Source organism: Xanthomonas sp. WHRI 7945 (assembly GCF_035026585.1).
In genome coordinates this window covers 128175-150032 of sequence record NZ_JAYIQP010000010.1, presented here as the reverse complement: position 1 = coordinate 150032, position 21858 = coordinate 128175, and the positions used below count along the sequence as shown (strand labels likewise).

Annotated in this window: 22 protein-coding genes and 1 tRNA gene; 12 read left to right on the top strand and 11 right to left on the bottom strand. The window is 68.8% G+C overall.

Annotated features, from left to right (window positions below):
* The first annotated feature begins 214 nt into the window (after nucleotides 1-214).
* Both VDQ83_RS10485 and VDQ83_RS10480 read left to right on the top strand, forming a co-directional pair.
* On the top strand, nucleotides 215-1261 hold the full coding sequence (locus VDQ83_RS10485; RefSeq protein ID WP_309919321.1) for a GGDEF domain-containing protein: 1047 nt from the start codon (nucleotides 215-217) through the stop codon (nucleotides 1259-1261).
* Nucleotides 1262-1284: 23 nt separating this feature from the next.
* A complete protein-coding gene (locus tag VDQ83_RS10480; protein WP_455434876.1) occupies nucleotides 1285-3921 on the top strand; it encodes a putative peptide modification system cyclase in 2637 nt (878 codons plus the stop codon).
* Here the strand turns inward: VDQ83_RS10480 and VDQ83_RS10475 are convergent.
* Nucleotides 3864-4205: an NHLP-related RiPP peptide gene (locus tag VDQ83_RS10475; RefSeq protein WP_309919316.1), complete on the bottom strand. Its 342-nt coding sequence runs from the start codon at nucleotides 4203-4205 to the stop codon at nucleotides 3864-3866. The genes VDQ83_RS10480 and VDQ83_RS10475 overlap by 58 nt on opposite strands.
* Nucleotides 4206-4312: 107 nt before the next feature.
* Between VDQ83_RS10475 and VDQ83_RS10470 the strand changes: the two genes are divergently transcribed.
* Entirely contained in the window at nucleotides 4313-5488 is a 1176-nt protein-coding gene (locus tag VDQ83_RS10470; protein WP_455434875.1) for a putative peptide maturation dehydrogenase, read from the top strand.
* A gap of 126 nt (nucleotides 5489-5614) precedes the next feature.
* Here the strand turns inward: VDQ83_RS10470 and VDQ83_RS10465 are convergent, their stop codons facing one another.
* Complete coding sequence (locus VDQ83_RS10465; protein ID WP_455434874.1) at nucleotides 5615-6430, bottom strand: DUF2884 family protein; 816 nt, start codon at nucleotides 6428-6430, stop codon at nucleotides 5615-5617.
* Between the two features lie 124 nt (nucleotides 6431-6554).
* Nucleotides 6555-7061 (bottom strand): cupin domain-containing protein, encoded by a 507-nt coding sequence (locus tag VDQ83_RS10460; RefSeq protein WP_455434873.1) that lies wholly within the window; start codon nucleotides 7059-7061, stop codon nucleotides 6555-6557.
* Nucleotides 7062-7238: 177 nt separating this feature from the next.
* Here VDQ83_RS10460 and VDQ83_RS10455 point away from each other — a divergent pair, with 177 nt between their 5' ends.
* The 4 genes from VDQ83_RS10455 (at nucleotide 7239) to VDQ83_RS10440 (ending at nucleotide 10041) form a co-directional block, all read left to right on the top strand.
* Nucleotides 7239-7658 carry a hypothetical protein gene (locus tag VDQ83_RS10455; RefSeq protein ID WP_263396177.1) on the top strand — a complete coding sequence of 140 codons (420 nt, stop codon included), beginning with the start codon at nucleotides 7239-7241 and terminating at the stop codon, nucleotides 7656-7658.
* Between the two features lie 154 nt (nucleotides 7659-7812).
* Nucleotides 7813-8028, top strand: a complete 216-nt coding sequence (locus VDQ83_RS10450) for a hypothetical protein (protein WP_263396176.1) — start codon at nucleotides 7813-7815, stop codon at nucleotides 8026-8028.
* A gap of 34 nt (nucleotides 8029-8062) precedes the next feature.
* Nucleotides 8063-9151, top strand: coding sequence for a DUF3182 family protein (locus tag VDQ83_RS10445; RefSeq protein ID WP_455434872.1), 1089 nt, complete (start codon nucleotides 8063-8065; stop codon nucleotides 9149-9151).
* A gap of 2 nt (nucleotides 9152-9153) precedes the next feature.
* Nucleotides 9154-10041, top strand: a complete 888-nt coding sequence (locus tag VDQ83_RS10440; protein ID WP_455434871.1) for an alpha/beta hydrolase family protein — start codon at nucleotides 9154-9156, stop codon at nucleotides 10039-10041.
* 94 nt (nucleotides 10042-10135) lie between these two features.
* Here VDQ83_RS10440 and VDQ83_RS10435 read toward each other — a convergent pair whose 3' ends face one another.
* Complete coding sequence (locus tag VDQ83_RS10435; protein ID WP_309919294.1) at nucleotides 10136-10453, bottom strand: hypothetical protein; 318 nt, start codon at nucleotides 10451-10453, stop codon at nucleotides 10136-10138.
* A gap of 114 nt (nucleotides 10454-10567) precedes the next feature.
* Between VDQ83_RS10435 and VDQ83_RS10430 the strand changes: the two genes are divergently transcribed.
* The 3 genes from VDQ83_RS10430 to VDQ83_RS10420 all read left to right on the top strand — a co-directional run bounded on the left by VDQ83_RS10430 (nucleotide 10568) and on the right by VDQ83_RS10420 (nucleotide 12567).
* A complete protein-coding gene (locus VDQ83_RS10430) occupies nucleotides 10568-11083 on the top strand; it encodes a hypothetical protein (RefSeq protein WP_455434870.1) in 516 nt (171 codons plus the stop codon).
* Nucleotides 11084-11198: 115 nt separating this feature from the next.
* Nucleotides 11199-11645, top strand: coding sequence for an Rrf2 family transcriptional regulator (locus VDQ83_RS10425; protein WP_455434869.1), 447 nt, complete (start codon nucleotides 11199-11201; stop codon nucleotides 11643-11645).
* On the top strand, nucleotides 11635-12567 hold the full coding sequence (locus VDQ83_RS10420; protein WP_455434868.1) for an NAD(P)/FAD-dependent oxidoreductase: 933 nt from the start codon (nucleotides 11635-11637) through the stop codon (nucleotides 12565-12567). Before VDQ83_RS10425 ends, VDQ83_RS10420 begins: the two co-directional genes overlap by 11 nt.
* 63 nt (nucleotides 12568-12630) lie before the next feature.
* On the opposite strand, the gene VDQ83_RS10415 is transcribed toward VDQ83_RS10420, so the two are convergent.
* The 5 genes from VDQ83_RS10415 to VDQ83_RS10395 all read right to left on the bottom strand — a co-directional run bounded on the left by VDQ83_RS10415 (nucleotide 12631) and on the right by VDQ83_RS10395 (nucleotide 17709).
* Nucleotides 12631-13848, bottom strand: a complete 1218-nt coding sequence (locus VDQ83_RS10415; RefSeq protein WP_455434867.1) for an RtcB family protein — start codon at nucleotides 13846-13848, stop codon at nucleotides 12631-12633.
* A gap of 55 nt (nucleotides 13849-13903) precedes the next feature.
* Nucleotides 13904-15025 carry a slipin family protein gene (locus VDQ83_RS10410; protein ID WP_309919285.1) on the bottom strand — a complete coding sequence of 374 codons (1122 nt, stop codon included), beginning with the start codon at nucleotides 15023-15025 and terminating at the stop codon, nucleotides 13904-13906.
* Nucleotides 15026-15398: 373 nt separating this feature from the next.
* Nucleotides 15399-15474, bottom strand: a tRNA-Lys gene (locus VDQ83_RS10405).
* A gap of 701 nt (nucleotides 15475-16175) precedes the next feature.
* Nucleotides 16176-16514 carry a low molecular weight protein tyrosine phosphatase family protein gene (locus VDQ83_RS10400; RefSeq protein ID WP_455434866.1) on the bottom strand — a complete coding sequence of 113 codons (339 nt, stop codon included), beginning with the start codon at nucleotides 16512-16514 and terminating at the stop codon, nucleotides 16176-16178.
* A 313-nt stretch (nucleotides 16515-16827) separates the two neighbouring features.
* Complete coding sequence (locus VDQ83_RS10395; RefSeq protein ID WP_455434865.1) at nucleotides 16828-17709, bottom strand: NmrA family NAD(P)-binding protein; 882 nt, start codon at nucleotides 17707-17709, stop codon at nucleotides 16828-16830.
* Between the two features lie 135 nt (nucleotides 17710-17844).
* On the opposite strand from VDQ83_RS10395, the gene VDQ83_RS10390 reads away from it, so the two are divergent.
* Together VDQ83_RS10390 and pcaD are read left to right on the top strand one after the other, a co-directional pair.
* Nucleotides 17845-18750, top strand: a complete 906-nt coding sequence (locus VDQ83_RS10390; RefSeq protein ID WP_455434864.1) for a LysR family transcriptional regulator — start codon at nucleotides 17845-17847, stop codon at nucleotides 18748-18750.
* A gap of 198 nt (nucleotides 18751-18948) precedes the next feature.
* Nucleotides 18949-19728, top strand: coding sequence for a 3-oxoadipate enol-lactonase (pcaD, locus tag VDQ83_RS10385; RefSeq protein ID WP_455434863.1), 780 nt, complete (start codon nucleotides 18949-18951; stop codon nucleotides 19726-19728).
* 72 nt (nucleotides 19729-19800) lie between these two features.
* On the opposite strand, the gene VDQ83_RS10380 is transcribed toward pcaD, so the two are convergent.
* Both VDQ83_RS10380 and VDQ83_RS10375 read right to left on the bottom strand, forming a co-directional pair.
* A complete protein-coding gene (locus VDQ83_RS10380) occupies nucleotides 19801-20847 on the bottom strand; it encodes an NADP-dependent oxidoreductase (RefSeq protein WP_455434862.1) in 1047 nt (348 codons plus the stop codon).
* Nucleotides 20844-21803 carry an aldo/keto reductase gene (locus tag VDQ83_RS10375; RefSeq protein ID WP_455434861.1) on the bottom strand — a complete coding sequence of 320 codons (960 nt, stop codon included), beginning with the start codon at nucleotides 21801-21803 and terminating at the stop codon, nucleotides 20844-20846. The genes VDQ83_RS10380 and VDQ83_RS10375 overlap by 4 nt, the downstream gene beginning before the upstream one ends.
* Between the last annotated feature and the right edge of the window lie 55 nt (nucleotides 21804-21858).

Sequence of the window (21858 nt, the reverse complement as noted above, 5' to 3'; positions counted from 1 at the left end):
TTTTTGTGCCGGCCGCGGTGCGTGCCGCCCTCTGTGTGGTGTCTACGAGATGCGCCAGCTCGCATCCGGCCAAGGCGCGCTCGCCAGCCTGGCGTGCGTTCTTTTGCCATCTCCGCTGCCGCGAGATCGGCTGTGACCTGGCCGTCGGTGCGTCGTGCAGATGCTATGCTTTGTGCACGATGGCGAGCGACGCCAGGAGCCAGTGGGGGCCCGGATGAGTTGCGACAGCGCCGCATCCAACGTACGCGAGACAATTCCGACGGTTGGTGTGGTCGCCCCCAAGCCTAGCGAGCTGGCGGTGCTGACTGCGGCGGAGCTGCGCCTGTTCTCCGAGTTCGGCCGCACGCGGACGGTGCGTGCCGGCGACGTGCTGTTCCGGCGCGGCGACGGCGGCAGCGCCATGTTCGTGATCAGCAGCGGCGTGATCGACCTGGATTTCGGCGAGGACCTGGTGGTCAAGCATCTCGGACATGGCGAGTTCTTCGGCGAACTCGGACTGTTGATCGGCAGCCACATGCGCAGTGCCGATGCGATCGCCGCCAGCGACGGCGTGCTGGTGGAACTGGACCACGACGACTTCCAGCGCCTGGTGGAGCGCGACCCGGGCCTGGTCGCCTACTTCCTGCGCCGTACCATCATGCGCGTGGTGATGAACGAGCAGACCCTGATCCGCCAGTTGCGCCGCCGCAACCACGATCTGGAAGCGGCGCTGGACAATCTCTACGCCACCACCCACCAGCTCAGCCAGACCGAAGAACTGGTGCGCACCGACGAGCTGACCGGCCTGCACAACCGCCGCGGCCTGATCCTGCGTCTGCAGGAGTGCCGCCGCGACGGCCGCTCGCCGGGACCGGGCCTGCTGCTGATCGACTGCGACCGCTTCAAGCACATCAACGACGAACACGGTCACCTGGTCGGCGACCGCGTGCTGCAGAACGTCGCCAACATCCTGCGTTCCGTCGCCGGCGAGGACGACATCGCCTGCCGCCTGGGCGGCGACGAGTTCTGCCTGCTGGTGGCGACCGGCAACGCGGAAGACCTGCGCCGCATCGGCGAGTTCGTGATCGCCACGGTGCAGAACCTGCTCGGCGTGCCGCATCCCTCGCCGCATATCTGTCCGGTCAGCATCGGCATCAGCCGGGTCGATCCGCAGTCCGACTGGAACGACTGGTACGCCAATGCCGACGCCGCGTTGTACGAGGCCAAGCGCCTCGGCGGCAACCGGCTGTACTGGCACGACGTCGCCTCCGCCCCCTACTGACGCGCGCGCGTCCTCGAGCCGCCATGAACGACGCCCACCAGCCCCAGCCCGAGGTCCCGCAGCTCCGCACCCTGCTGCTGACCGACCTGTGCGATTCGGTGGCGCTGGTGGAGCGGCTCGGCGACGCCAACGCCGCCGAACTGTTCAAGCTGCACGACTCGCTGGTGCTGGAACTGCAGCAGCGTTGGCGCGGGCGCCTGATCGACCGCTCCGACGGCCTGCTGCTGCTGTTCGAACGCCCGATCGACGGCCTCGGCTTCGCCCTGGACTACAGCCGCGGCCTGCACGCGCTGGGCGCGCAGCGCAAGCTGGAGCTGAAGGTGCGCGCCGGCCTGCACGTCGGCGAGGTGCTGACCTGGCGCAACAGCGATGCCGCCGTGCAGGTCGGCGCCAAGCCGCTGGAAGTGGAGGGCCTGGCCAAGCCGACCGCGGCGCGGCTGATGACCCTGGCGCGGCCCGGGCAGATCCTGCTGTCGGCGGTGGCCGAGTCGCTGACCCACCGCGCCGCGCGCGAACTGGGCGAGCGCGGCGAACGCCTGCTGTGGAAGTCGCACGGCCGCTGGCGCTTCAAGGGCGTGCCGACGCCGCAGGAGATCTACGAAGTCGGCGAAATCGGCAACACCCCCCTGCGCGCGCCGAAGCCGACGCCGAAGGCGTGGCGTGACATCCCGCTGTGGCGCCGCCCGGCGGCGCTGGTGGCGGAGGCGATGCTGACCCTGACGGTGGTCGCCGCGCTGCTGTTCTTCGGCCGTCCGGAGCCGGCGATCGCGTTCGCCGAACGCGACTGGATCGTGGTCGGCGACCTGCGCAACCTCACCGGCAACGCGACGCTCGACGCCTCGCTCGACCAGGCGTTCCGGATCAGCCTGGAGCAATCGCGCTACGTCAACCTGCTCAGCGACCTCAAGGTGCGCGACACCCTGGGCCGGATGAAGCGCAGCCCCGACAGCAAGATCGATCGCGCGCTCGCCTCGGAGATCGCGCTGCGCGACGGCGCGCGCGCGGTGATCCTGCCGACCGTCGCCGAAGTGGGCGGGCGCATCCGCGTCACCGTGGAAGTGGTCGATCCGGCGACGCAGGCGACGGTGTATACCGAGACCCAGACCGGACGCGGGCTCGAATCGGTGCTGGCGTCGGTGGACACGGTCAGCGGCCAGTTGCGGCGCCAACTCGGAGAAGCCATCCAGTCGGTCGATCAGGCGTCCAAGCCGTTGCCGCAGGTGACGACATCCAACCTGGACGCGTTGCGTGCGTATGCGCTTGGCATCGATGCCACGGGCAACGCCAACTGGAAGCAGGCCGAACAGAATTTCCGTGCGGCGCTCAACCTCGACCCGCAGTTCGCGCTGGCCTATGTCGGCATTGCCCGGGTGTTGATGGCGACCTCCGACCGTGCCGCGGCGGTACCGTACTTTCAGAAGGCGCTGGCGTACAAGGCGCGTCTGCCAGCGCGCGACCAGCTCTATCTCGATGCCTATTCGGCCGAACTCAGCGACAGCCCGGCCGCACTGGGCGGGTGGCAGCAGTTGGTGCATCTGTATCCCGACAGCTTCGCCGGACACGGCAATGCGTTCTGGCACCTGTTCCAGGCCAACCGCTTCGCCGACGCGTTGCCGCATGCCGTTGCCGCCGACACCGCGCAGGATCCGTATCGGTCGATCGCCATCGACGACATCGGCCGCATCTACCTGGTGCAGGGAAAGCTGGAGCAGGCCAAGGCCCAGTTCACCCAGATCGCACTGCAGGACAAGAGCGGTCCCGGCCGACGCCTGGCCAACGTACTGGCGTTGCAGGGCAACTACGCCGAGGCCGAGGCGCGGTTGCGCGCCATTCCCAAGAGCGACTATGCCAACGACGACATGGTGCCGCGGCTGGACCTGATCGCGCTGAAGGTGGACCAGGGCAAGTGGGACGAGGTCGCCGTCGAGCTGGACGATGCGCTCAAGGCGAGCCGCGCGGGCAACGATTTCACCCAGGCCCAGTTCGGCTTCTTGCAGCTATCGATCCAGGCGTTGACGCAGCAGTCCGGCAAGGTGCTGCCACGGCTGCGGCAATGGCAGCACGCCCAACTGCAAAGACAGGAGCGGGCGCTTCCTGGCGAGCCGTATGCCAGCGATCGCGCCGCGCTGATTCTCGCCGCCGCCTATCTGGCGCAGCGCCTCGGCGACGACGCGTTGTCGGCGCGTGCGCTGCAGGTCGTGGGTCCGTGGGTGGAGGTCTCGGCGGATCCGACCCTGGGCAAGCTGCTGCGCATCGTGCAGGCCGGGCAGTACCGCTTGCGCGGCGACTACACGCAGGCGCTCGCCTTGCTGGCGCCGCGCGAGGACGACCTGCTGCAGGCGCGGGTGGCGCTGTATCACACCCTGCAGGCGGCCGGCGAGCATCGCCAGGCACTGGCGCAGGCGGATTGGATCGGCGCGCACCGAGGCCTTGCCTATGGCGAGGCCTCGGTGTCGCAGTCGTTGCAGACCTTGAATGTCGCCGATACGCGCATGGCCGATCGCTGGGCGGCGCAAGCCCTGTCGGATCTGGACAGGGCCCCGGATGCGCGGCGGCGACTCGACGCGCTGTTCGCCGCCTGGCCCAGCGCCGCGATGCCGGCTTACTTGAGGGAGACGGTCGAGGCGACCTTGCCGGCTTCGAAACAGAAGACGACGTGATGGTTGCCGTCCACCGTCAGGTGGCTGACCAGTTCCTTGCGCGCCTTGGCGATTTCTTCCTTCGACGCCAGTTCCTGCGAGGTCATGCAGAAGAACGGCGCGCCCTGCTTGGGCGGCGCCGGGTCCGCAGCCAAAGCATGGTCGGCAGGCTTGTAGCCGAGGCTGGCCAGCGCGGCGACCGGATTGTCCTGGAAGCTGGCGCGGAAAGCGTCGTCGGTGCTGAGCAGCTCCAGCAGGCGATCGGCGATGTCGGCGGGCAACGGGTCGTGAGGGGCGCTAGTCATGGCAATGTCATCTCGCAGGGAAGGGTGGTGTTCGGCGTGGCGTGTAAGGCGCAGCCACTATATCTCTATCGGCATAATCCCCTGCCAGGTTGAGTAGGTCTTTCCGTATGCGCGTGCGCCGTTGTTTTCATCTGTTCCTCGAGCCACGTGAGGTCAGCCGCTTCGACATGGCTTCGTTGCTGGCCGGAGGCAATGGCCTGGCGCGCGGGCGCCAATGGGTGGTGCTGGCCCCGCATCTGGAGCAGGAACTGGAAGTCGATGCACTGGAGCGCGAGCTGCTGGGTGCGCTCAGCGCGGGCGATTGGACCGACGCGCAGGCCTTGCCGGCGCAGTGCGCCGCCGCCAGCGCGCGCCTGCTCGAGGTCGGCCTGCTGCTGCGCGACGACGACGATGCGCCTGGCGGTTTCGCCGAGCGCGATGCCGCCATGCGTGACGCCTATTGGTGGGGTCCCGCCGCGCTGGCGCACCGGTTCGGGCGTTGGCAGGGCAGCGACAGCGTCGTGGCGATGGAGGCCAATGGGCTGACCACGGTCGCCGGCCTGTGCGAAAAGCTCGGACCGCCGCCTGCGGAGGTGGGCGCGCGCTGCGCGCCTTCCGCGCGCCTGCCGCTGCCGCGCGAGCAGGAAGACGACTTCGATGCGCTGCTCGCGCGGCGCGCCACCTGCCGCAATTTCGATACCGCACGGCCGTTGCCGCTGGCCGCGTTCGCGCAGCTGATGCAGCGCGTGTTCGCGGCACGCGCCAGGGTCGAGGCCGACGGCATGGCCGCGTTCCTGAAGAAGAACGCGCCCTCGGGCGGCGGCCTGCATGCCACCGAGGCCTATCTGATCGTGCAGCGCGTGGAGGGTCTCGCGCCGGGCCTGTATCACTACCATCCGCTCGATCATGCCCTGGAGCCGCTGCCCGCCGCGGATACCGCATTGGATACGTTGGCGCGGACCGCAGTGGCCGGCCAGCACTGGTTCGCCGATGCGCCGGTGCTGGTGGTGATGGCGCCGCGTTACGCGCGCATGAACTGGAAGTACCGCCACCATCCCAAGGCCTACCGCGCCTTGCTGCTGGATATCGGGCACCTGTCGCAGTTGCTGTACCTGTGCGCGACGCAGGCGCAGTGGGGCGCGTTCGTGACCTCGGCGATCAACGAGGTGGATATCGAGCGCGCGTTCGGCATGGACCCGCTGCGCGAAGGGCCGCTCGCGGTCTGCGGCTTCGGTTGGCGGGCGCCGGCGTTGACCACCGCCGAGTTCGATCCGGCCGGCGCAGTCTGGCAGGCGAGCGCCTGATGCGGGTCCGCGTGTGGCGGACGGCGGCATGGGGATGTTGCTGCGAGTGCGAATGACATGGCGGCCGCACTGCTGCGTCGTGCCTAGGCGACTCTTGCCCGTCGCCCGTCGCCCGTCGCCTCGCGCTCAGTGCGCCTCGCTGCGCGGCGCTTCGGTCGCGGCCACCGTCGCCTCGTCGGGCGCGGTCGACGTTGCCGGCTTGTCGCGATGCTCGAGCAAATCCAATCGCTTGCCGCCGGGCAGCCGGTAGTCCAACTGCTGCTCCAACGCATCCAACGCGGCGACCTGCACGCAGAGCGCATCGGCCTTGGCTTCCAGTGCCTTGCCGCGGGCGTCCATGCGCCGCTCCAGGTCCTTCTCCATCGCGTCGGTGCGTTTTTCGATGGCGTCGGCGCGACCGGTGAACACCGCGAACATCACCCCGCGGGTCAGCGCGCTGGCCATTTCCTCGGCGGCGGCACTGACGTCGGCTTCGAACGCCTTGTCGAACAGCTCCTGCTGCCAACGGCCCCGGCCGAGCGTGCGGTCCACATGGGCGAGGGCGGCGTCGCGGTGCACCTCCAGCTTGCGCGCCTTGCTGCGGCTGCCGGTGATGGCTTCGACCACGCCGCCGAAGGCGTCGAAGGTGATGCCGACCGTCTCGCGGGCGATGCCGGCCACTTCGGGCATCAGCGCCTGCGCGCCGCGTTCCATCTGCCGCAGGCGTTGCGCATCGGCGCTACCGAGCGCTTGCGCGACGCCGTCCACCTGCAGCCGTCCGTCGTGCAGGAACACCGTCTTCGGCATGCCGTCGCTACGGGTCAGCATGACGCCGGTACGGTCGACGATGACGTCGTAGGGCGTGGAGAAGCCGCATTGCTGCGAGGAGAACTGCGGGCCGGCGGCGGCGCTCGCGGCGGCGCCGAGCAGGCAGAGCGTGCACACGGAGGGCAATAGGCGCATGGCGGCGATTCCTTTGAACGTGGCAGCAGCATCGGCGCTGGACCGTGCCGTGTCGTCTGCGGGAAGTCAGGGTGCGGGAAGTCATGCCTGCCCGGCGCGCCGCGCCTGCAAGGAGCGCGTGGAATCAGCCCGATGCTGCGGGCATCCGCCATTGCTCGTGCAGCGGGCCATCCCGGCCGGCGACCGGATCGCGAGGCGGCAACGGCAGCTGCGCGATGCGGCGGATCGTCTCGGGCGTGGGCGCCTGCCGGCAGACGTCCCAGTCCTGGCCGTCGGGATACGCGCCGACCACCAGGAAATCGGCGCTGGAGGCGATGCAGCAATGGCCGGTGCCCGCCGGCAGCAGCAAGGCGTCGCCGGCCGCCAGCGTGGTCTCCGGCCCGCCCGGGCCGCCGACGACCAGCCGCGCGCTGCCGCGGGCGACGCCCAGGACCTCATGCGCGGTGGAGTGATAGTGGTGATAGTCGTAGATGCCGTCGCGCCATTGCGGCGGCCAGCCGTGCTCGGCGAAGCGGCGTTCGAAGCCCTCGGCACCGCCGTCGGGATCGACCTCGCGATACAGCAGCACCGGCAGGAACGGATGATTGGGTACCCAGTCGTGCGGCGGCAGGAGCCAGTGTTCCAGGTGCATCGTCGGATCCTCGCGGCATGCAACAACGGCGCAGCGGCGCTGAACGCCACGAGCATGCTAGCCAGGCCGTGTCGCGGTCGTGTCATCGCCCGGCGCGGCGATGGCGCGGCTCACAATCTCCTCACTATTTGCGCGCAGAATGTGGCAATCGGATTGCACGACGTGGAGCGCCGGCGGATGAACGATTTACGCATCGACCAGATCGACGGCGCCTTGTCCGCGCTGGACCAGGCCGACCCGCACCTCAAGGCGGCCCTGTGGCAGTGGGCGTATCTGGAGATGCTGCACGAAACCCTGAGCGCGATGCATCAGTTGTCGCACCGGGTCGGCGTGGCCGAACTGGTCGCCGACGCCTGGTTGGCGCCGGTGGACGTGATCGCGCTGGAACAGCCGTTCCTGGATCGCGCCACGCTGGCCGACCCGCGCGTGCAGGCGTTCGCGTTGGCGCTGGGCGAGGCGTCCTCGCGGCAGTCGCGCGCCGCGTTGTGGCGCAGCGGCTACGCCAGCGCGGTGCAGGCCACGCTGCAGGGCATGCAGGCGTTGGCGGGCAAGCACCGGATCGATGCGCAGGTCGCGGCGCAGTTGTCGCCAGCCTAGTGGTGCCGCGCGCCGACGCGGCGCACAGCCAGTCGTGGTCGCCACCAGCGGGTTGCACCATCAGCCGCTCCCAACCCGTGCTCGATGCATCGCTAACGCACTGGACACGTCGCGTTCACCCTGCGGCAACGCCGCCGCCGACAGCCTTGTGCGCATGGCCGACCCCCACCGCCATCCGTCTCCGCAATCGCATCCCGCGCAGCAGACGCCGCAGGCGCCAGGCGCCACTCCCGCCGATGCGCCAGGCATCTCCGAGGCAGGAGCCTGGTGGCGGCAATTGCGCGCCAGCAGGGCATTGCGCGTGTTGGGCGCCCTGCTGCTGGCGGCATTGCTGATCGCTGCCCTGCTGGTCTGGCATGCGCATGCTTGATCGCGCCCCTTCCTGCTCCCGCGGAGTGTCGCCCATGGCCTTTTTCGTCGTCCGTGACCACGTGCGCCTCCACAGTGTGCGGACGCATCCGCCAGGCGGGCACGAGGCCGCGACGCATGCCTGGGTCGCCGCCGAGGTCGCGCGGCTGATGCGCTTGCCGCTAGGCGAGGCAACGATAGGCCGCGGCTTCTACGTGCCCGACGACACCTTGACCGCCGAACAGGCGCTGCAACTGGGCGTGCGCGATGCCAGCGGCCTGCTCGGCGGCGTGGTGCCGCATGCGTTCGTCGCCACCAAGGCGATCAGCCATCCGCTGGTCGCGCCCGACGCGGCCGCGCCACAGGGCTGGAGCCGCGCGCTCGGCGCCGCACTGGGCGAGGCGACGGTGCCCGGCTATACCGCGTTCGCCGTTGCCGACGCGCGCGAGGCGTATGCGCGCCTGCGCCGCGGCGGCCAGGTGCGCTTGAAGCTGCCCCATGGCATCGGCGGACAGGGCCAATCGCTGCTGCACGATGCGCACGCGCTGGATACGGCCCTGGAGGCGGTGGCGCCCGCGGATCTAGCGCAGCAGGGCGTCGTGCTGGAGCGGCAACTTGACCGCTCGACCACCTTCAGCGTCGGCGAGGTGGAGTGCGCCGGAATGACCATCGCCTACTACGGCACCCAGTCCGTCACCCGCGACGGTGCCGGTCGCGAGACCTATGGCGGTTCGCAGCTGTTCGTGATCCGCGGCACGTTGGACGCCCTGCTCGAACGCGAGTTGCCGCCACCGCAGCGCGAGGCGGTCTTGAAGGCGCGCCACTACGACCGCTGCGTTGCCGAGGCCTATCCCGATTTCTACGCATCGCGCCGCAACTACGACGTGATCGATGGCGTCGCGCAGGACGGCACCCGCATGTGCGGCGTGCTCGAGCAGTCCTGGCGCATCGGCGGCGCGACGCCGGCGGAACTGGCCGCGGTCGATGCATTCCAGCACGAACCGGCGATGCACGCGGTGATTGCGGCCACCGTCGAACGCTATGGCGACGCCGCACTGCCGGCCGGCGCGCAGGCGTATTACGTGGGCGAGGATCCGCGCGTCGGCCGCCTGACCAAGTACCGCTACGTGAACGTTGCAGACTGACGATGGAAACCAAACTCTCCAGCATCGATATCGCGGTGGATGGCGACGCATTGAGCGGCACGCTGTTGACCCCGACCAACGGCATGCCCGGGGTGCTGTTCGTGCACGGCTGGGGCGGCAACCAGCATCACAACCTGGTACGCGCACGCGAAGCGGTCGGCCTGGGTTGCGTCTGCCTGACCTTCGATCTGCGCGGCCACGAAGGCATGGCGTCGATGCGCGAGACGGTGACGCGCGCGCAGAATCTGGACGACATCAAGGCCGCCTACGACCGCCTGGTGGCGTCGCCGCAGGTGGATCCGGAGTCGATCGCGGTGGTGGGCCTGAGCTACGGCGGCTACCTCGCCTCGCTGCTGACCCTGGAGCGGCCGGTGGAATGGCTGGCGCTGCGGTCGCCGGCGCTGTACAAGGACGCGCACTGGGATGGACCGAAGGTGGCGCTGAACCAGGATCCGGACCTGATGCCGTACCGGCGCCGCACGGTGGCGCCGGCGGACAACATCGCCCTGGCCGCGTGCCAGCGCTTCCGCGGCGACGTATTGCTGGTGGAGGCCGAGCAGGACGTGATCGTGCCCGGCCAGGTGCTCAAGAACTACGCCGCGGCGTTTTCCAATGCGCGTTCGCTGACCTCGCGGGTGATCAAGGGCGCCGATCATGCGCTGACCCAAAAGGAACACCAGCTCGAATACACCCGTTACCTGATCGACTGGCTGACCGAGATGGTGGTCGGGCGCCGCGTGGCGCTGGCCAAGAACGTGGTCGAGCGGCGCAAGCAGAGCCTCAAGCACACCCAGGGCGATGCGGCGACCTCGCCCGGACAGGGCTCGAAGGAGTTCCACGGCCAGATCGAGGCCAAGGAGCGCACGTCCGACGCGACGCCATCGCGATAACGAGCGCAGGCGCGGCGCAGTGGCGCCGCAGCGGATACGCGACAGCAACTGCCGCGTTGCTGTCGGCAGCGTGCCTAAGGCCCGTCCGCGCCTGTCAATGACTGCTGGCGGATTGCTCCAGGTGGTGCCAGGCGTGGCGTACCAGCCAGCGCGCTTCGTCCCACGGCACCGACAGCGACGGCGCCAGCAGGTGGTAGGACTCCTGCAGCACGCGATACAGCTGCGCCTCGGTGGCGCGCGGATACGCCAGATAGACGTCGTAGCCCATCTTCAGCAGCAGCGAATAATCGGAAAAGCCATGCTGGCCGAGGCGTCCGCTGGCATGGGCATCCTGCCAGTAGGCCATTTCGGCGTTCAGATCGATGGCGGGACGCGTGCGGGCAGGACGAGCGAGAGCGGAAGCGGTCTGCATGGGTAGGGCTCCTCTCGAGTGCTACCCCCTGTCGGTCCGATCCTAGCGGATATTTCCGGCGGATTCCGCAACACGGCGGCAGATTGCGGACGAATCGCTGAATCGATCAGGCTGGTGAGTGCCAGCAACGCTTTGGAAGCGTTTGCAGTGCGGCGATACGCAGCGCGCGGCGACGTCCTGGCGCATTGCGCTGTGGCTTCCATGCCGGATGCGATGCACACTGGCGCCGCACGCCCTGCATACATCCGATTCGCCGCCATGCGCTGGCTGGCCAGGCGCTGCGGAGGCGTGCGCCGGAACTGCGCGCTGCACCGCCACGGTGATTCCGGCAACGATGCAGCGCCCGGGTTGCGACGGCAGCACACGCTGGACATGCGCCAGCCGATCCACGGCGTCTACTACCGCAACACCGCGGTCTCGGCGCGCATCGCATCGTTCCTGGACCATCTGGCCGACGGGCTGGGCCGACGCCGTTCGCTGGGTGACGCATGCATCTGCCACGCGCGCATCGGTGCGGGGCAAGGCCGTCGCCGAATCGGGTTCGCTGGAGCGCGCCACGATGCCGTGAAGATGCGCAGCCGAAACCGGTCACGCATGCACGTCGTGCAGACGCGGACGCCAATAACCTGACTACATCCGAACGACGCCGTGTGCCGCGCCCATGCGCGAAACCGCGGCCGCGGTTCGCCGCCGTGCCGAGCACCGGCACTGGACATCCGTTTGTATATGTAACTATGATTGTTACATGAAACGAAACACACAGCTTTCCGATGTACTGCACCTGCTGGTCCACATGGCCCAGCATGGCGAGCCGATGACGTCCGAGCAGATGGCGGCCTGCCTGCAAAGCCACGCGGTGGTGGTGCGGCGCTTGCTGGCGCGGCTGCGCGACGCGCAACTGGTCGACTCCAGCCGTGGCCATGGCGGCGGCTGGCAGCTGGCGCGCACGCCGGAGACGATCAGCCTGTACGACGTGTACGTCGCCCTGGGCGAGCCGCTCTTGCTCGGCCACGGCGTGCGCGGCCCGCATCCGGGATGCGCGATCGAGCGCGCGGTCAACGACGCGCTCGACGACGGCTACCGGCAGGCACAGGCGGCGCTGGCCGCACAGCTGCAGGCATTGACGCTGCGCAAGCTGGGCCAGCGCGTGCAACGCAAACTCAAACAGGAGCAGAAGACCCATGCAGCATGATGCCGTGATCGTCGGAGGCAGTTTCGCCGGCCTGTCTGCCGCACTGATGCTGGCGCGCGGGCATCGCAAGGTGCTGGTGGTCGATGCGGGCTTGCCGCGCAACCGCTACGCCCCGCATTCGCATGGCCTGCTGGCGCTGGACGGCATGCCGGGCAGCGCGGTGCTGGCGCAGGCCAGGGCGCAGCTGCTGGCCTATCCCACGGTCGAATGGTGGGACGGGCAGGTAGAAGATGCGACGGCCTTGCCCGGCGGCTGGGACGTGGCCTTGGCCGACGGCCGCCAGGTGCGCACGCGCGGCATGGTGCTGGCGACCGGCGTCGCCGACCAGTTGCCGGAACTGCCTGGCGTGGCGGAGCGCTGGGGGCATAGCGTCATGCACTGCCCGTACTGCCACGGCTACGAACTGGGCCGGCAGTCGCGCATCGGCGTGCTCGGCAACGGCACCACGGGTTCGGCGGAACATGCGCTGATGCTGGCCGACTGGGGCCAGGTGACGCTGTTCGCGCAGGGCATGCCGCTGGACGACGCCGAGCTGATGGCCAAGCTGGCCAAGCGTGGCGTGCAGGTGGAGACGCGCCAGGCGGTGGCGCTGGAAGGCGAGGGCACCGCGATCGACGGCATGCGCGTGGCCGATGGCGAGCGCGTGGCGATCCAGGCGCTGTTCCTGGCCGCACCGATGGCCATGGCCACGCCGCTGGCCGAGCGCCTGGGTTGCGCCTTCGACGACGGCCCGCTCGGGCCGTATCTGCGCGTGGACGAGAAAAAGTCGACCAGCCTGCCGCGGGTGTATGCGGCCGGCGACGCCGCGCGCATGTTCGGCAACGCGACCCTGGCCTCGGCCGACGGCGTGCTTGCCGGCATCGGCCTGCATCACGCGCTGATCGCCGAAGACAGCCAGTTGGATACGGCGAGCGGCGGATAAAAAAGGCCGTCCGCGAACGGACGGCCTGCGCCTGCCGGTGCCGCCGCGATCGCCGCGACAGCCTCAGCCCTTCACGCACAGCACCTGGCGCAGCGTGTGCACCACTTCCACCAGGTCGCGCTGCGCGGCCATCACCGCATCGATCGACTTGTAGGCCGCCGGCGATTCGTCGATGACCGCCGCGTCCTTGCGGCATTCCACGTGCGCGGTGGCCTCGCGGTGCTGGGCCAGGGTGATCTGCTGGCGCGCGGCGGTGCGGCTCAGCACCCGGCCGGCGCCGTGGCTGCAGCTGTGGAAGCTGTCGCCATTGCCCAGCCCGCGCACGATGAAGCTCTTCGCGCCCATGCTGCCCGGGATGATGCCCAGTTCGCCGGCACGTGCGCTGACCGCACCCTTGCGCGTGACCAGCAGTTCCTCGCCGGCGTGCGTTTCCTTCTGCACGTAGTTGTGGTGGCAGTTCACCGCCAGCTTCTCCAACTGGAACTTCGGCAAGCGGTGGCGCATCTCCGCCAGCACCCGCGCCATCATTGCCTCGCGGTTCTCGCGGGCGTAGTCCTGCGCCCACGACACCGCCTCGACGTAGTCGTCGAACAACGGCTCGCCTTCCATGAAGAACGCCAGGTCCTTGTCCGGCAGGTGGAAGCCGAGCACACGGTGCGCCAGCTGCTCGCGCGCCTGTTCGATGAAATAGCTGCCGATCAGGTTGCCGGTGCCGCGTGAGCCGCTGTGCAGCATCACCCACACCGCATCGCTTTCGTCCAGGCACACTTCGATGAAATGGTTGCCGCCGCCGAGCGTGCCGATCTGGCAATCCAGCTTGTCGGTGCGGATCCGGCGATGCCTGGCCTTGATCGTGTCCAGGCGCTCGACCAACCCCGACTGCGCGATGCGCGTGGCGATGCTGTCGGGCAGCTTGCGGTGCTCGCCGCCACGGCCGTTACCGACCGGCACGCTGCGCTCGATGCTCGAGCGCAACTGCGCCAGGTTGTCGGGCAGGTCGGATGCGCGCAGCGTGGTGCGCACCGCGGCCATGCCGCAGCCGATGTCCACGCCGACCGCCGCCGGGATGATCGCGCCGCGGGTCGGGATCACCGAGCCCACGGTCGCGCCCTTGCCCAGGTGCACGTCGGGCATCACCGCCACCCACGGCCCGACGAAGGGGATCGCGGCGATGTTGCGCAGCTGTTCGTGGGCCTGCGCTTCCAGCGGCACGCCGCGCACCCAGCCCTTGATCGGGGTGGTGCCCTCGGCATGCAGCAATTCGTAGTTTTGCGTACTCATGCTGTCATTCCTTCGAAGCCATGCGCGGCGATTCCCTCCGCCGCGCAAGGCGGTGTCACTTCATCGTCACCAACTGCTTCAGCACGCCATCCAGGCCGCCGAACACGGTGAGCTTGTCGATCTTCTCGGTGACCTTCTCCAGCGCCTCCAGCTCCTTCAGCCGCATCAGCACCGGGTTGTCCTCGATCAGCTTGGCGGTGTTGAGCAGCGAACGCGTGGCGTTGGCCTCCTCGCGCCGGCGGATCACGTTGGCCTGTGCCGACTTCTCCGCCTGCACCACCGCGTTGAGGATCTCCTTCATCTCGCCGGGCAGGATCACGTCCTTGACGCCCACGCCCAGCACCTCGATGCCGAAGCCGGCGACCTGCTCGCGCACGTAGCCGAAGATGTCCGCGTCCAGCGAGGCCTTGTCGCCGAGCAGCTCATCCAGCGTCTTGGCCGACACCGCACGGCGCAAACCGTACTGCAGCTCGCGATACAGCTGGTCGCCGTACTTGGCCACCCGCGTCCGCGCCGCGACCGGGTCGGCGACGCGCATGCTCGCGGCAAGGTTGACGCGCAGGCTGACCTTGTCGCGGGTCAACAGCTCCTGCCCGGAAACCTCCACCGACTGGATTCGCAGCTCGATCACCTCCGCAACGATGTTCTTGCGGAAGTTCCAGAACGCGTAGTGGCCCGGCGTCAAAGTCTGCTGCAGGCGTCCATCGACGAACACCAGTCCCGCCGACTCGGCCGGAACGTCCAGCGCGACCGCGAAGCGCGACAGCACGCCAAGCTGGCGCAGGCGCTGGGCGACATCCGGCGGCACCGCCAGGCTCTCGCCCAGCGGCAGGCGCATCACGTCCACCGAAACCAGCCCACGCCAGTACAGCCGGCGCGTGCCGGGCGGCAGCACGTCCTCGAGCTTGCCCTGCTTGAACACCAGGCCCACCTCGTCGCTGCCCAGGTCGGCCAGCACGAACAGTTCGTGCAACTGTGCGCCCAGGCGCGCGATCAGCGCGTCGACGTCGTTGCCGGCGTAGTCGGGTACGGCGATATTGAAGGTCTTCACCTCGATACGCCGCGCTGGGTCGAACAGGCGGTAGACGCCGGGCGCGAGCACGCGCTCGAAACGCCGGTTGCGATACATCAGGCCGCGCTCGCTATCGCCGATCACGACCCGCTTGGTCCAGAACATGGCACGTTCTCCTTGTGTGTGGCTCTGGTGATCCGGTCCTGTGAATGAAGTCGCCGCGCCGGACCGACGAGCGCGAGGACGTCGCGTTGCGCACGCCGTCGGCGACGCAACGCTGGAATGGATGCAAGTGCGCGCACGGCGTCGCTGCGGCGGCCGACGGGCGCTGTCGGTGCGGAGGCCGGCGCAGGCGAGCGCATCGCGTTGCATTGCGATGCGATCGTTTGCGCCGGCACGCACGTCCAGGGCGGCGCGGCGGCGGCAGCGACGCTGCGGTGCACGCGGTACGCAGCGCCGGTGGCGATGCGTGCGGCGCGTCCCGCGCGGCGCGACTTGCTGGGCTTGCGCCCGGTATTGCACATGACGTGAAAGGTCATGGTTCTCGGAGCGGGAATCGAACCCGCGACAGTCGGATTAAGGTTCCGATGCTCTACCAGCTGAGCTATCCAAAGCGACGTGCCGGAGTCGAACCGGCGACCAGTGGACGCGCCACCGCTCTACCTCTGAGCTAACGTCTGGTGGAAACTGCACATCCCGGCCGCAGGCATACGCGACGGCAGTGCCGTGCGCACCGGACGGGAATCGCATCCCGTACCGCTAGCGACCATTAAGTACAGTTTCCCGATTGACGCCTCCTTCGAAGCGGCAATTCCTGCGTCGATCCTTTCCCCGCCGCCCGCGTCCGGCACCTGGACGCAGCGCTTGCGCGCCTCGCGAGCGAAACTTCCCTGTTTCCGGGCATTCCATGCCCGGGTGCCTGGGATGTTGGATCGACAAAAACAAAAAACGGCATGCGAACGCGCAAAGCAAAACGCCCCCGGCATGGTGTCCGAGGGCGTTCGCGTTCCTCGGAGATCGATGCAACCGATCTCCGTAATGGAAGATCAGTCGATCAGGGGGTGTGACCCAGCCGCAGCGCATCGCCGCACAGCGCACGTGGCGACGCTGCGCGCGTTTCGCGCTGCAGGCTGGGCACAAAGGCGTTGAAATGGCGGGGTTTCATGGTCGTCGGCTGCGTTGTTGCCGAACACGTCGGCTGATGGGCGCGCACATTACCTGCGTTATTTTCATTGCGCAAGGGGTTTCTGCAATTATTTTCATTATCTCGGCGTCGCACCGGCGGACATGCCGAACGCGATGCCATCGCGATCGATCAACGTCGCGGCAGATATGCCGGCACCGTGCGCAACAAGCGTTCCACCAACGCCGGTGCCATGAATGCGTAGTCGTCGGGAATCCCGAGACACACCACGCGCTTGCCGCGCAGGTGGCGCTTGAACGTCGCCGACAGCCTGCTGCGGTGCCGGCGCTCCATCACAAAGATCAGATCGGCCCAGGCGAGCAGTTCGGGCGTCAGCGGCGTGTCGGCGTCGGCCTGGATGCCGGCCGATGCGGTCTCGATGCCCGGCCAATCGGCGAACATCTGCTCGGCGGTGGGGCTGCGCAGCCGGTTGCGGGCGCACACGAACAGGACGTTGCGGATGGACGACATGGCCTGCGCCGCGATGCTGGGATACGCGATGGTAAACGTCCAATGACGCAAGCGGCGACATGTTGCCGCTTGCGTGCATCGTCAGCGTGGGCTCTGCACGCGGGAGGCTGGGTGGCATGGCCAGCATCCAGACTGGCTGGATCGATCGACTGGGGCCGTTGTGGCGTGCGCCGTCGTGTCGCCGCGCCTGCGGGATGAGACGTCACTCGGAAATGCGCCCGACCATGGCGAATCGATCGCCGCGATGCGCTCGTCCTGCCGATGGAAGATGTCGCCTCGAAAGACAACGCGGCGGTCGCGAACCGCCGCATGCTCACTCCACGCCGGCCTGTTCCTCGAGCATCGCGCGCAGCGCCGCTTGGATGCCAATCTCGCCCTTGCGCGACTCCGCATGCGTATCGCCGCCCTGCGCGAAATCGATCCAGCCGGCGTTGAAGCCGTCCAGCATCTGCATGCGCGGCAACGGATGCTGCATGCCCTGGGCACGGAACAGGTCTTCCCACGTGTCGCGCGGCACGGTCTGGGCGGTCACGTCGCGGCCGAGCAAGCGGCCGAATGCGGCGGCGATGTCGTCCGGGCTGGTTCGTTGCGGGCCTTCCAGTTGCACGATGCGGTGCCCTTCCCATTGCTCCTGCAGCATGTCGGCGGCGGTGCGGCCCACGTCATGGATCGAGACCATCGCGATGGCGCGCGATGCCGGCTGCAGATAGCTGGCGATGGCGCCGCTGCGGGCGGCGTCGATGTCCCAGCGTGCGTTCTCCATGAACCAGGCCGCGCGCAGGAAGGCCGTCGGCATCTGCAGCGTGGCGAACTGTTGCTCCATGATGCGCAGCTGGTTGAGCAGGTTGGGGCGCTCTGCGTCGGCACCGACGGTGGACAGTGCCACCACCTTTTCCGGTCGTGCCTGTTCCAGCGCTTCGCGCAGCGCGGCGATGATGCGGCGCGCGGCCGGAAACCCCGGTTCGGGGTCGAAGGCCGGCGGCAGCAGGATGAAGACGCCTTCGGTGCCGCTGAAGGCGCGGACCAGGGCCGGCACGTCGGTCAGTTCGGCCAGTGCCACCGTGCAGCCTTGTGCGGCCCATCGCTCGCTCTTTGCGGCATCGCGCAACACGGCGCGCACTTGGTGGCCCGCCGCCAACAGGCTGCGGGCCAGCGTGCCACCGACCTGCCCGGTGATTCCGGTGATTGCGTACATGTGCGTTCCTTTCGTGGGTGCCCGCCGCGGCGGCAGGCATGGACGCATTCTGGGCGTCGTCGGCGCCGCTTCCGATATCATCGGTGTCAGTTCATTGATGACGCAGGGTCAGTAATCCCATGGGCGGAATCTGGTATGACCTTTGACGAACGCCTGGCCAACGGCATCGGCGTGCTGTGCGCCATCGTCGACAGCGGCAGCTTCGCCGCCGCGTCCGAGCGGCTGGACATGACGCCTTCCGGGGTCAGTCGTGCGGTTGCGCGACTGGAAGCACGGCTGGGCATCCGCCTGTTCGATCGCACCACGCGCGCGATCGCGCTCACCGACGAGGGCCGTCGCTTCCACGGCGAAGTGGCGCCCTTGCTGGCGGCGCTGGAAGAGGCGGCCGCCTCGGCGCAGCAAGGAGCGAATGTCGTGCGCGGCCGATTGCGGGTCAACGTCGATCCGTTCTTCTCGCGCCTGGTACTGGGCCCGCGGCTCGGCGCCTTCCTGCAGGCGCATCCGGACCTGAAGCTGGAGCTGATCACGCGCGACGAACCCGGCGACATGGTGGCCGACGGCTACGACCTGGTGCTGCGCTTCGGCCATCCGCCGCCGTCGACGCTGGTGGCGCGCAAGCTGATGGACTGCCGCGTCGTCACCATCGCCGCACCCGCTTATATTCAGCGCCATGGCCGGCCGGCATCGCCGCAGGAACTGCAGGATCGGCGCCACACCTGCATCCTGTTCCGCGACGCGCACACCGGGCGGCCCTTCACCTGGGAGTTCGTGCGCGGCAGGAAACGCATCGAACTGGACATGGCGGGGCAGCTGACCGTCAACGATGCCGGCTCGCTCTACAGCGTGTGCCTTGCCGGCTACGGCGTGGCGCAGGTGTTCGATCTGGGCCTGCGGCCGATGCTCGACGACGGCCGGCTGATCGACCTGTTTCCCGACTGGCCCGACGAGCGATTTCCGCTGTATGCGCTGTACGCATCGCGCCAGCACATGCCGGCGAAGGTGCGCGCCTTCCTCGACTTTGTGCTGGCGCTGCTGCACTAGCCAACGGCGCTTGGCGATGTTGGCCGTGCGTCGGCGCGGCGACGTGCCGGCCCGACGCGAAACCCGTGCAGTGCGCCCGCGCCGCACGCCCCGTTGTGGTGGAGGTTGCATGCTGCGGGCCTGGGGCATCCCCCTGCGCCAAGAGCGCTAGACTCCGCTGGCGGCCGACAGTCGCGCCCCTCATTCGACATCGCCGCCATGCCCTTCCTCGAACTTCCCACGCACCGCCTGCACTACCGCATCGACGGCAGCGAAGGCCGTCCCTGGCTGACCTTCTGCAACTCGCTGGGCACCGACCTGCACATGTGGGACACGCAGATCGATGCGCTGGCGCCGTACTACCGGGTGCTGCGCTACGACCGCCGCGGCCATGGCGCCTCGAGCACGGCGCCGGGACCGTACCGGGTCGAGGACCTGGCCAGGGATGTGCTGGCATTGCTCGATGCGCTGTCGGTCGAGCGCACCCACTTCTGCGGCCTGTCGATCGGCGGGCTGACCGGGCAATGGCTGGGGCTGCATGCCGGCGCGCGCCTGCAGTCGCTGACCGTATGCGCGACCGCGGCCAGGATCGGCACCGAGGACAGCTGGCGCGCGCGCATCGCCCAGGTCCGCGCCGAGGGACTGGCGGGGCTGCTGGATGGCACCCGCGAGCGCTGGTTCACGCCGGCCTTCGCCGCCATGCAGCCGGCGGCGGTCGAGGCGATCCTGGCGACGTTCCTGGGTACCGATGCGCAGGCCTACGTGGCCTGCTGCGAGGCAGTGGCCGGCGCCGATTTCCGCGGTGCGCTGGGCGGAATCGCCACGCCGCTGCTGGCGCTGGCCGGGCACGACGATCCGGTGTGTCCGCCCGATGGTCTGCAGGCGATCGCCACGCAGGCGGTACGCGGCAGCTTCGCCCAGGTGCACGGCCGGCACCTGTGCAACCTGGAGTCGCCGCACGCCTTCAACGACGCGTTGCTGCGCTTCCTGCTGCAATAACGGGCCGGCTGCAGAGACAGTTGCCGCCTGGTCGCGACTTGCAGCGCCGCTCAAATCCCGAATCCCGAATCCCTAATCCCGGCTCTCGTCCAGCTGCACCACCAGCTTGCCGAAGTTGCCGCCGCCGAGCATGTCGATAAAGGCCTGCGGCGCGTTCTCCAGCCCATGCACGACGTGTTCGCGGTAGCGCACGCGGCCGTCGGCCAGCCACGCGCCCATCTCGCGCAGGAACTCCGGGTAGAGCTTGACGAAATCGCCGACGATGAAGCCGCGCAAGGTCAGCCGCTGGCGCAGCACCTGGTTCATCAGCGCCGGCACGCGGTCCGGTCCCGCCGGCAATTCGCCGCGCGTGTTGTAGGTGGCGATGGTGCCGCACACCGGCACCCGCGCGAAGTCGTTGAGCAACGGCAGCACCGCATCGAACACGTGCCCGCCGACGTTCTCGAAGTAGACGTCGATGCCATCCTTCGCGGCGCCACGCAGCTGCTCGGCGAAATCCGGGGCGCGATGGTCCAGCGCCACATCCAGGCCCAGTTCCTCGCGCAGGTAGCGGCATTTTTCGGCGCCGCCGGCGATGGCGATCACCTTCGCGCCGCGCAACCTGGCGATCTGCGCCACGGTGGCGCCGACCGGGCCGGTGGCGGCGGCGACCGCCACGGTCTCGCCGCTCTGCGGCTTGCCGATCTCGTGCAGGCCGGCATAGGCGGTGAAGCCAGGCATGCCGTAGACGCCGAGCGCGGTGCTCGGCGGCAGCGGCGACTGCGGATCGAGCTTGCGCCGCAGACCGGCGCCGTCGGCCACCAGGTGTGTCTGCCAGCCGCCGCTCTGCACCAGCACCAGGTCGCCGGGCTTGAGGTCGGGATGGTGCGATTCCAGCACTTCGGCGACGGTGCTGCCGACCATCACCTGGTCCAGCTGCACCGGCGGCGCGTAGGACGGCGCATCGCTCATGCGCCCGCGCATGTACGGATCCAGCGACAGCCAGCGGTTGCGCAGCAGCACCTGGCCAGGGCCGGGCACGGCCAGCGGCGCCTGTTCGAGACGGAAATTCTGCGCGCTCGGCGCACCCTGCGGACGCGAGGCGAGCACTACGCGGGTGGTGTGGGAAACGGAACTCATGGGGTCTCCTTGCTGGCGGCATCCAGTTGCGCGACGTCGTCGGCCGACAGCTGCAGGCGGGCGGCGGCCAGCAGTTGCTGCAACTGCTCGACGCTGGTCGCGCTGGCGATCGGCGCGGTGATGCCGGGACGCGCGATCAGCCATGCCAGGGCCACCTGGGTCGGCGTGGCCGAATGCTTGCCGGCGACGTCGTCGAGCGCGGCCAGGATGCGCAGGCCGCGTGCGTTGAGGTAGCGCGCGATCACGCTGTCGCCGCGCGCCGGGCTCTTGGCGGCATCGGCGGAACTGCGGTACTTGCCACTGAGGAAGCCGCGGGCCAGCGCGTAGTAGCAGATCACGCCCAGGCCCTGGTCGCGTACCAGCGGCTCCAGGCCGTTTTCGTAGCCGCCGCGGTCGTACAGGTTGTACTCGGGCTGCAGCGTCTCGTAGCGCGGCAGCCCGTATTGCGCCGAGACCTTCAGCGCCTCGGCCAGGCGTTCGGCGCTGTAGTTGGAGGCGCCGATCGCGCGCACCTTGCCTTGCTCGATCAGCCGCCCGAACGCGGCCAGCGAGGCTTCAAGCGGCACCGATTCGTCGTCCTCGTGCGCCTGGTACAGGTCGATCACATCGGTCTGCAGGCGTTGCAGCGACTCCTCCACCGCCGCGGCGATGTTGTCGGCGGCCAGGCCCGGGCGCTCGGCCCACTTGCCGACCTTGGTCGCGATCAGCACCTTGTCGCGCTTGCCGCTGCGCTTGAGCCACTGGCCGATGATGGTTTCCGATTCGCCGCCGCGGTTGCCGGGCACCCACGCCGCATACGCATCGGCGGTGTCGATCAGGTTGCAGCCCGCCTCGACGAAGGCGTCGAGCAGCGCGAAGGAGGTCTTGGCGTCGGCGCTCCAGCCGAACACATTGCCGCCGAAGGCGAGCGGTGCCGCGTGCAGGCCGGAACGGCCGAGTTCGCGCGTGTGCAGCATGGGGGATGCTCCGCTGTGAGGAAGAGCGACAGGATAGTCGCCCAAGGTTTCGGGA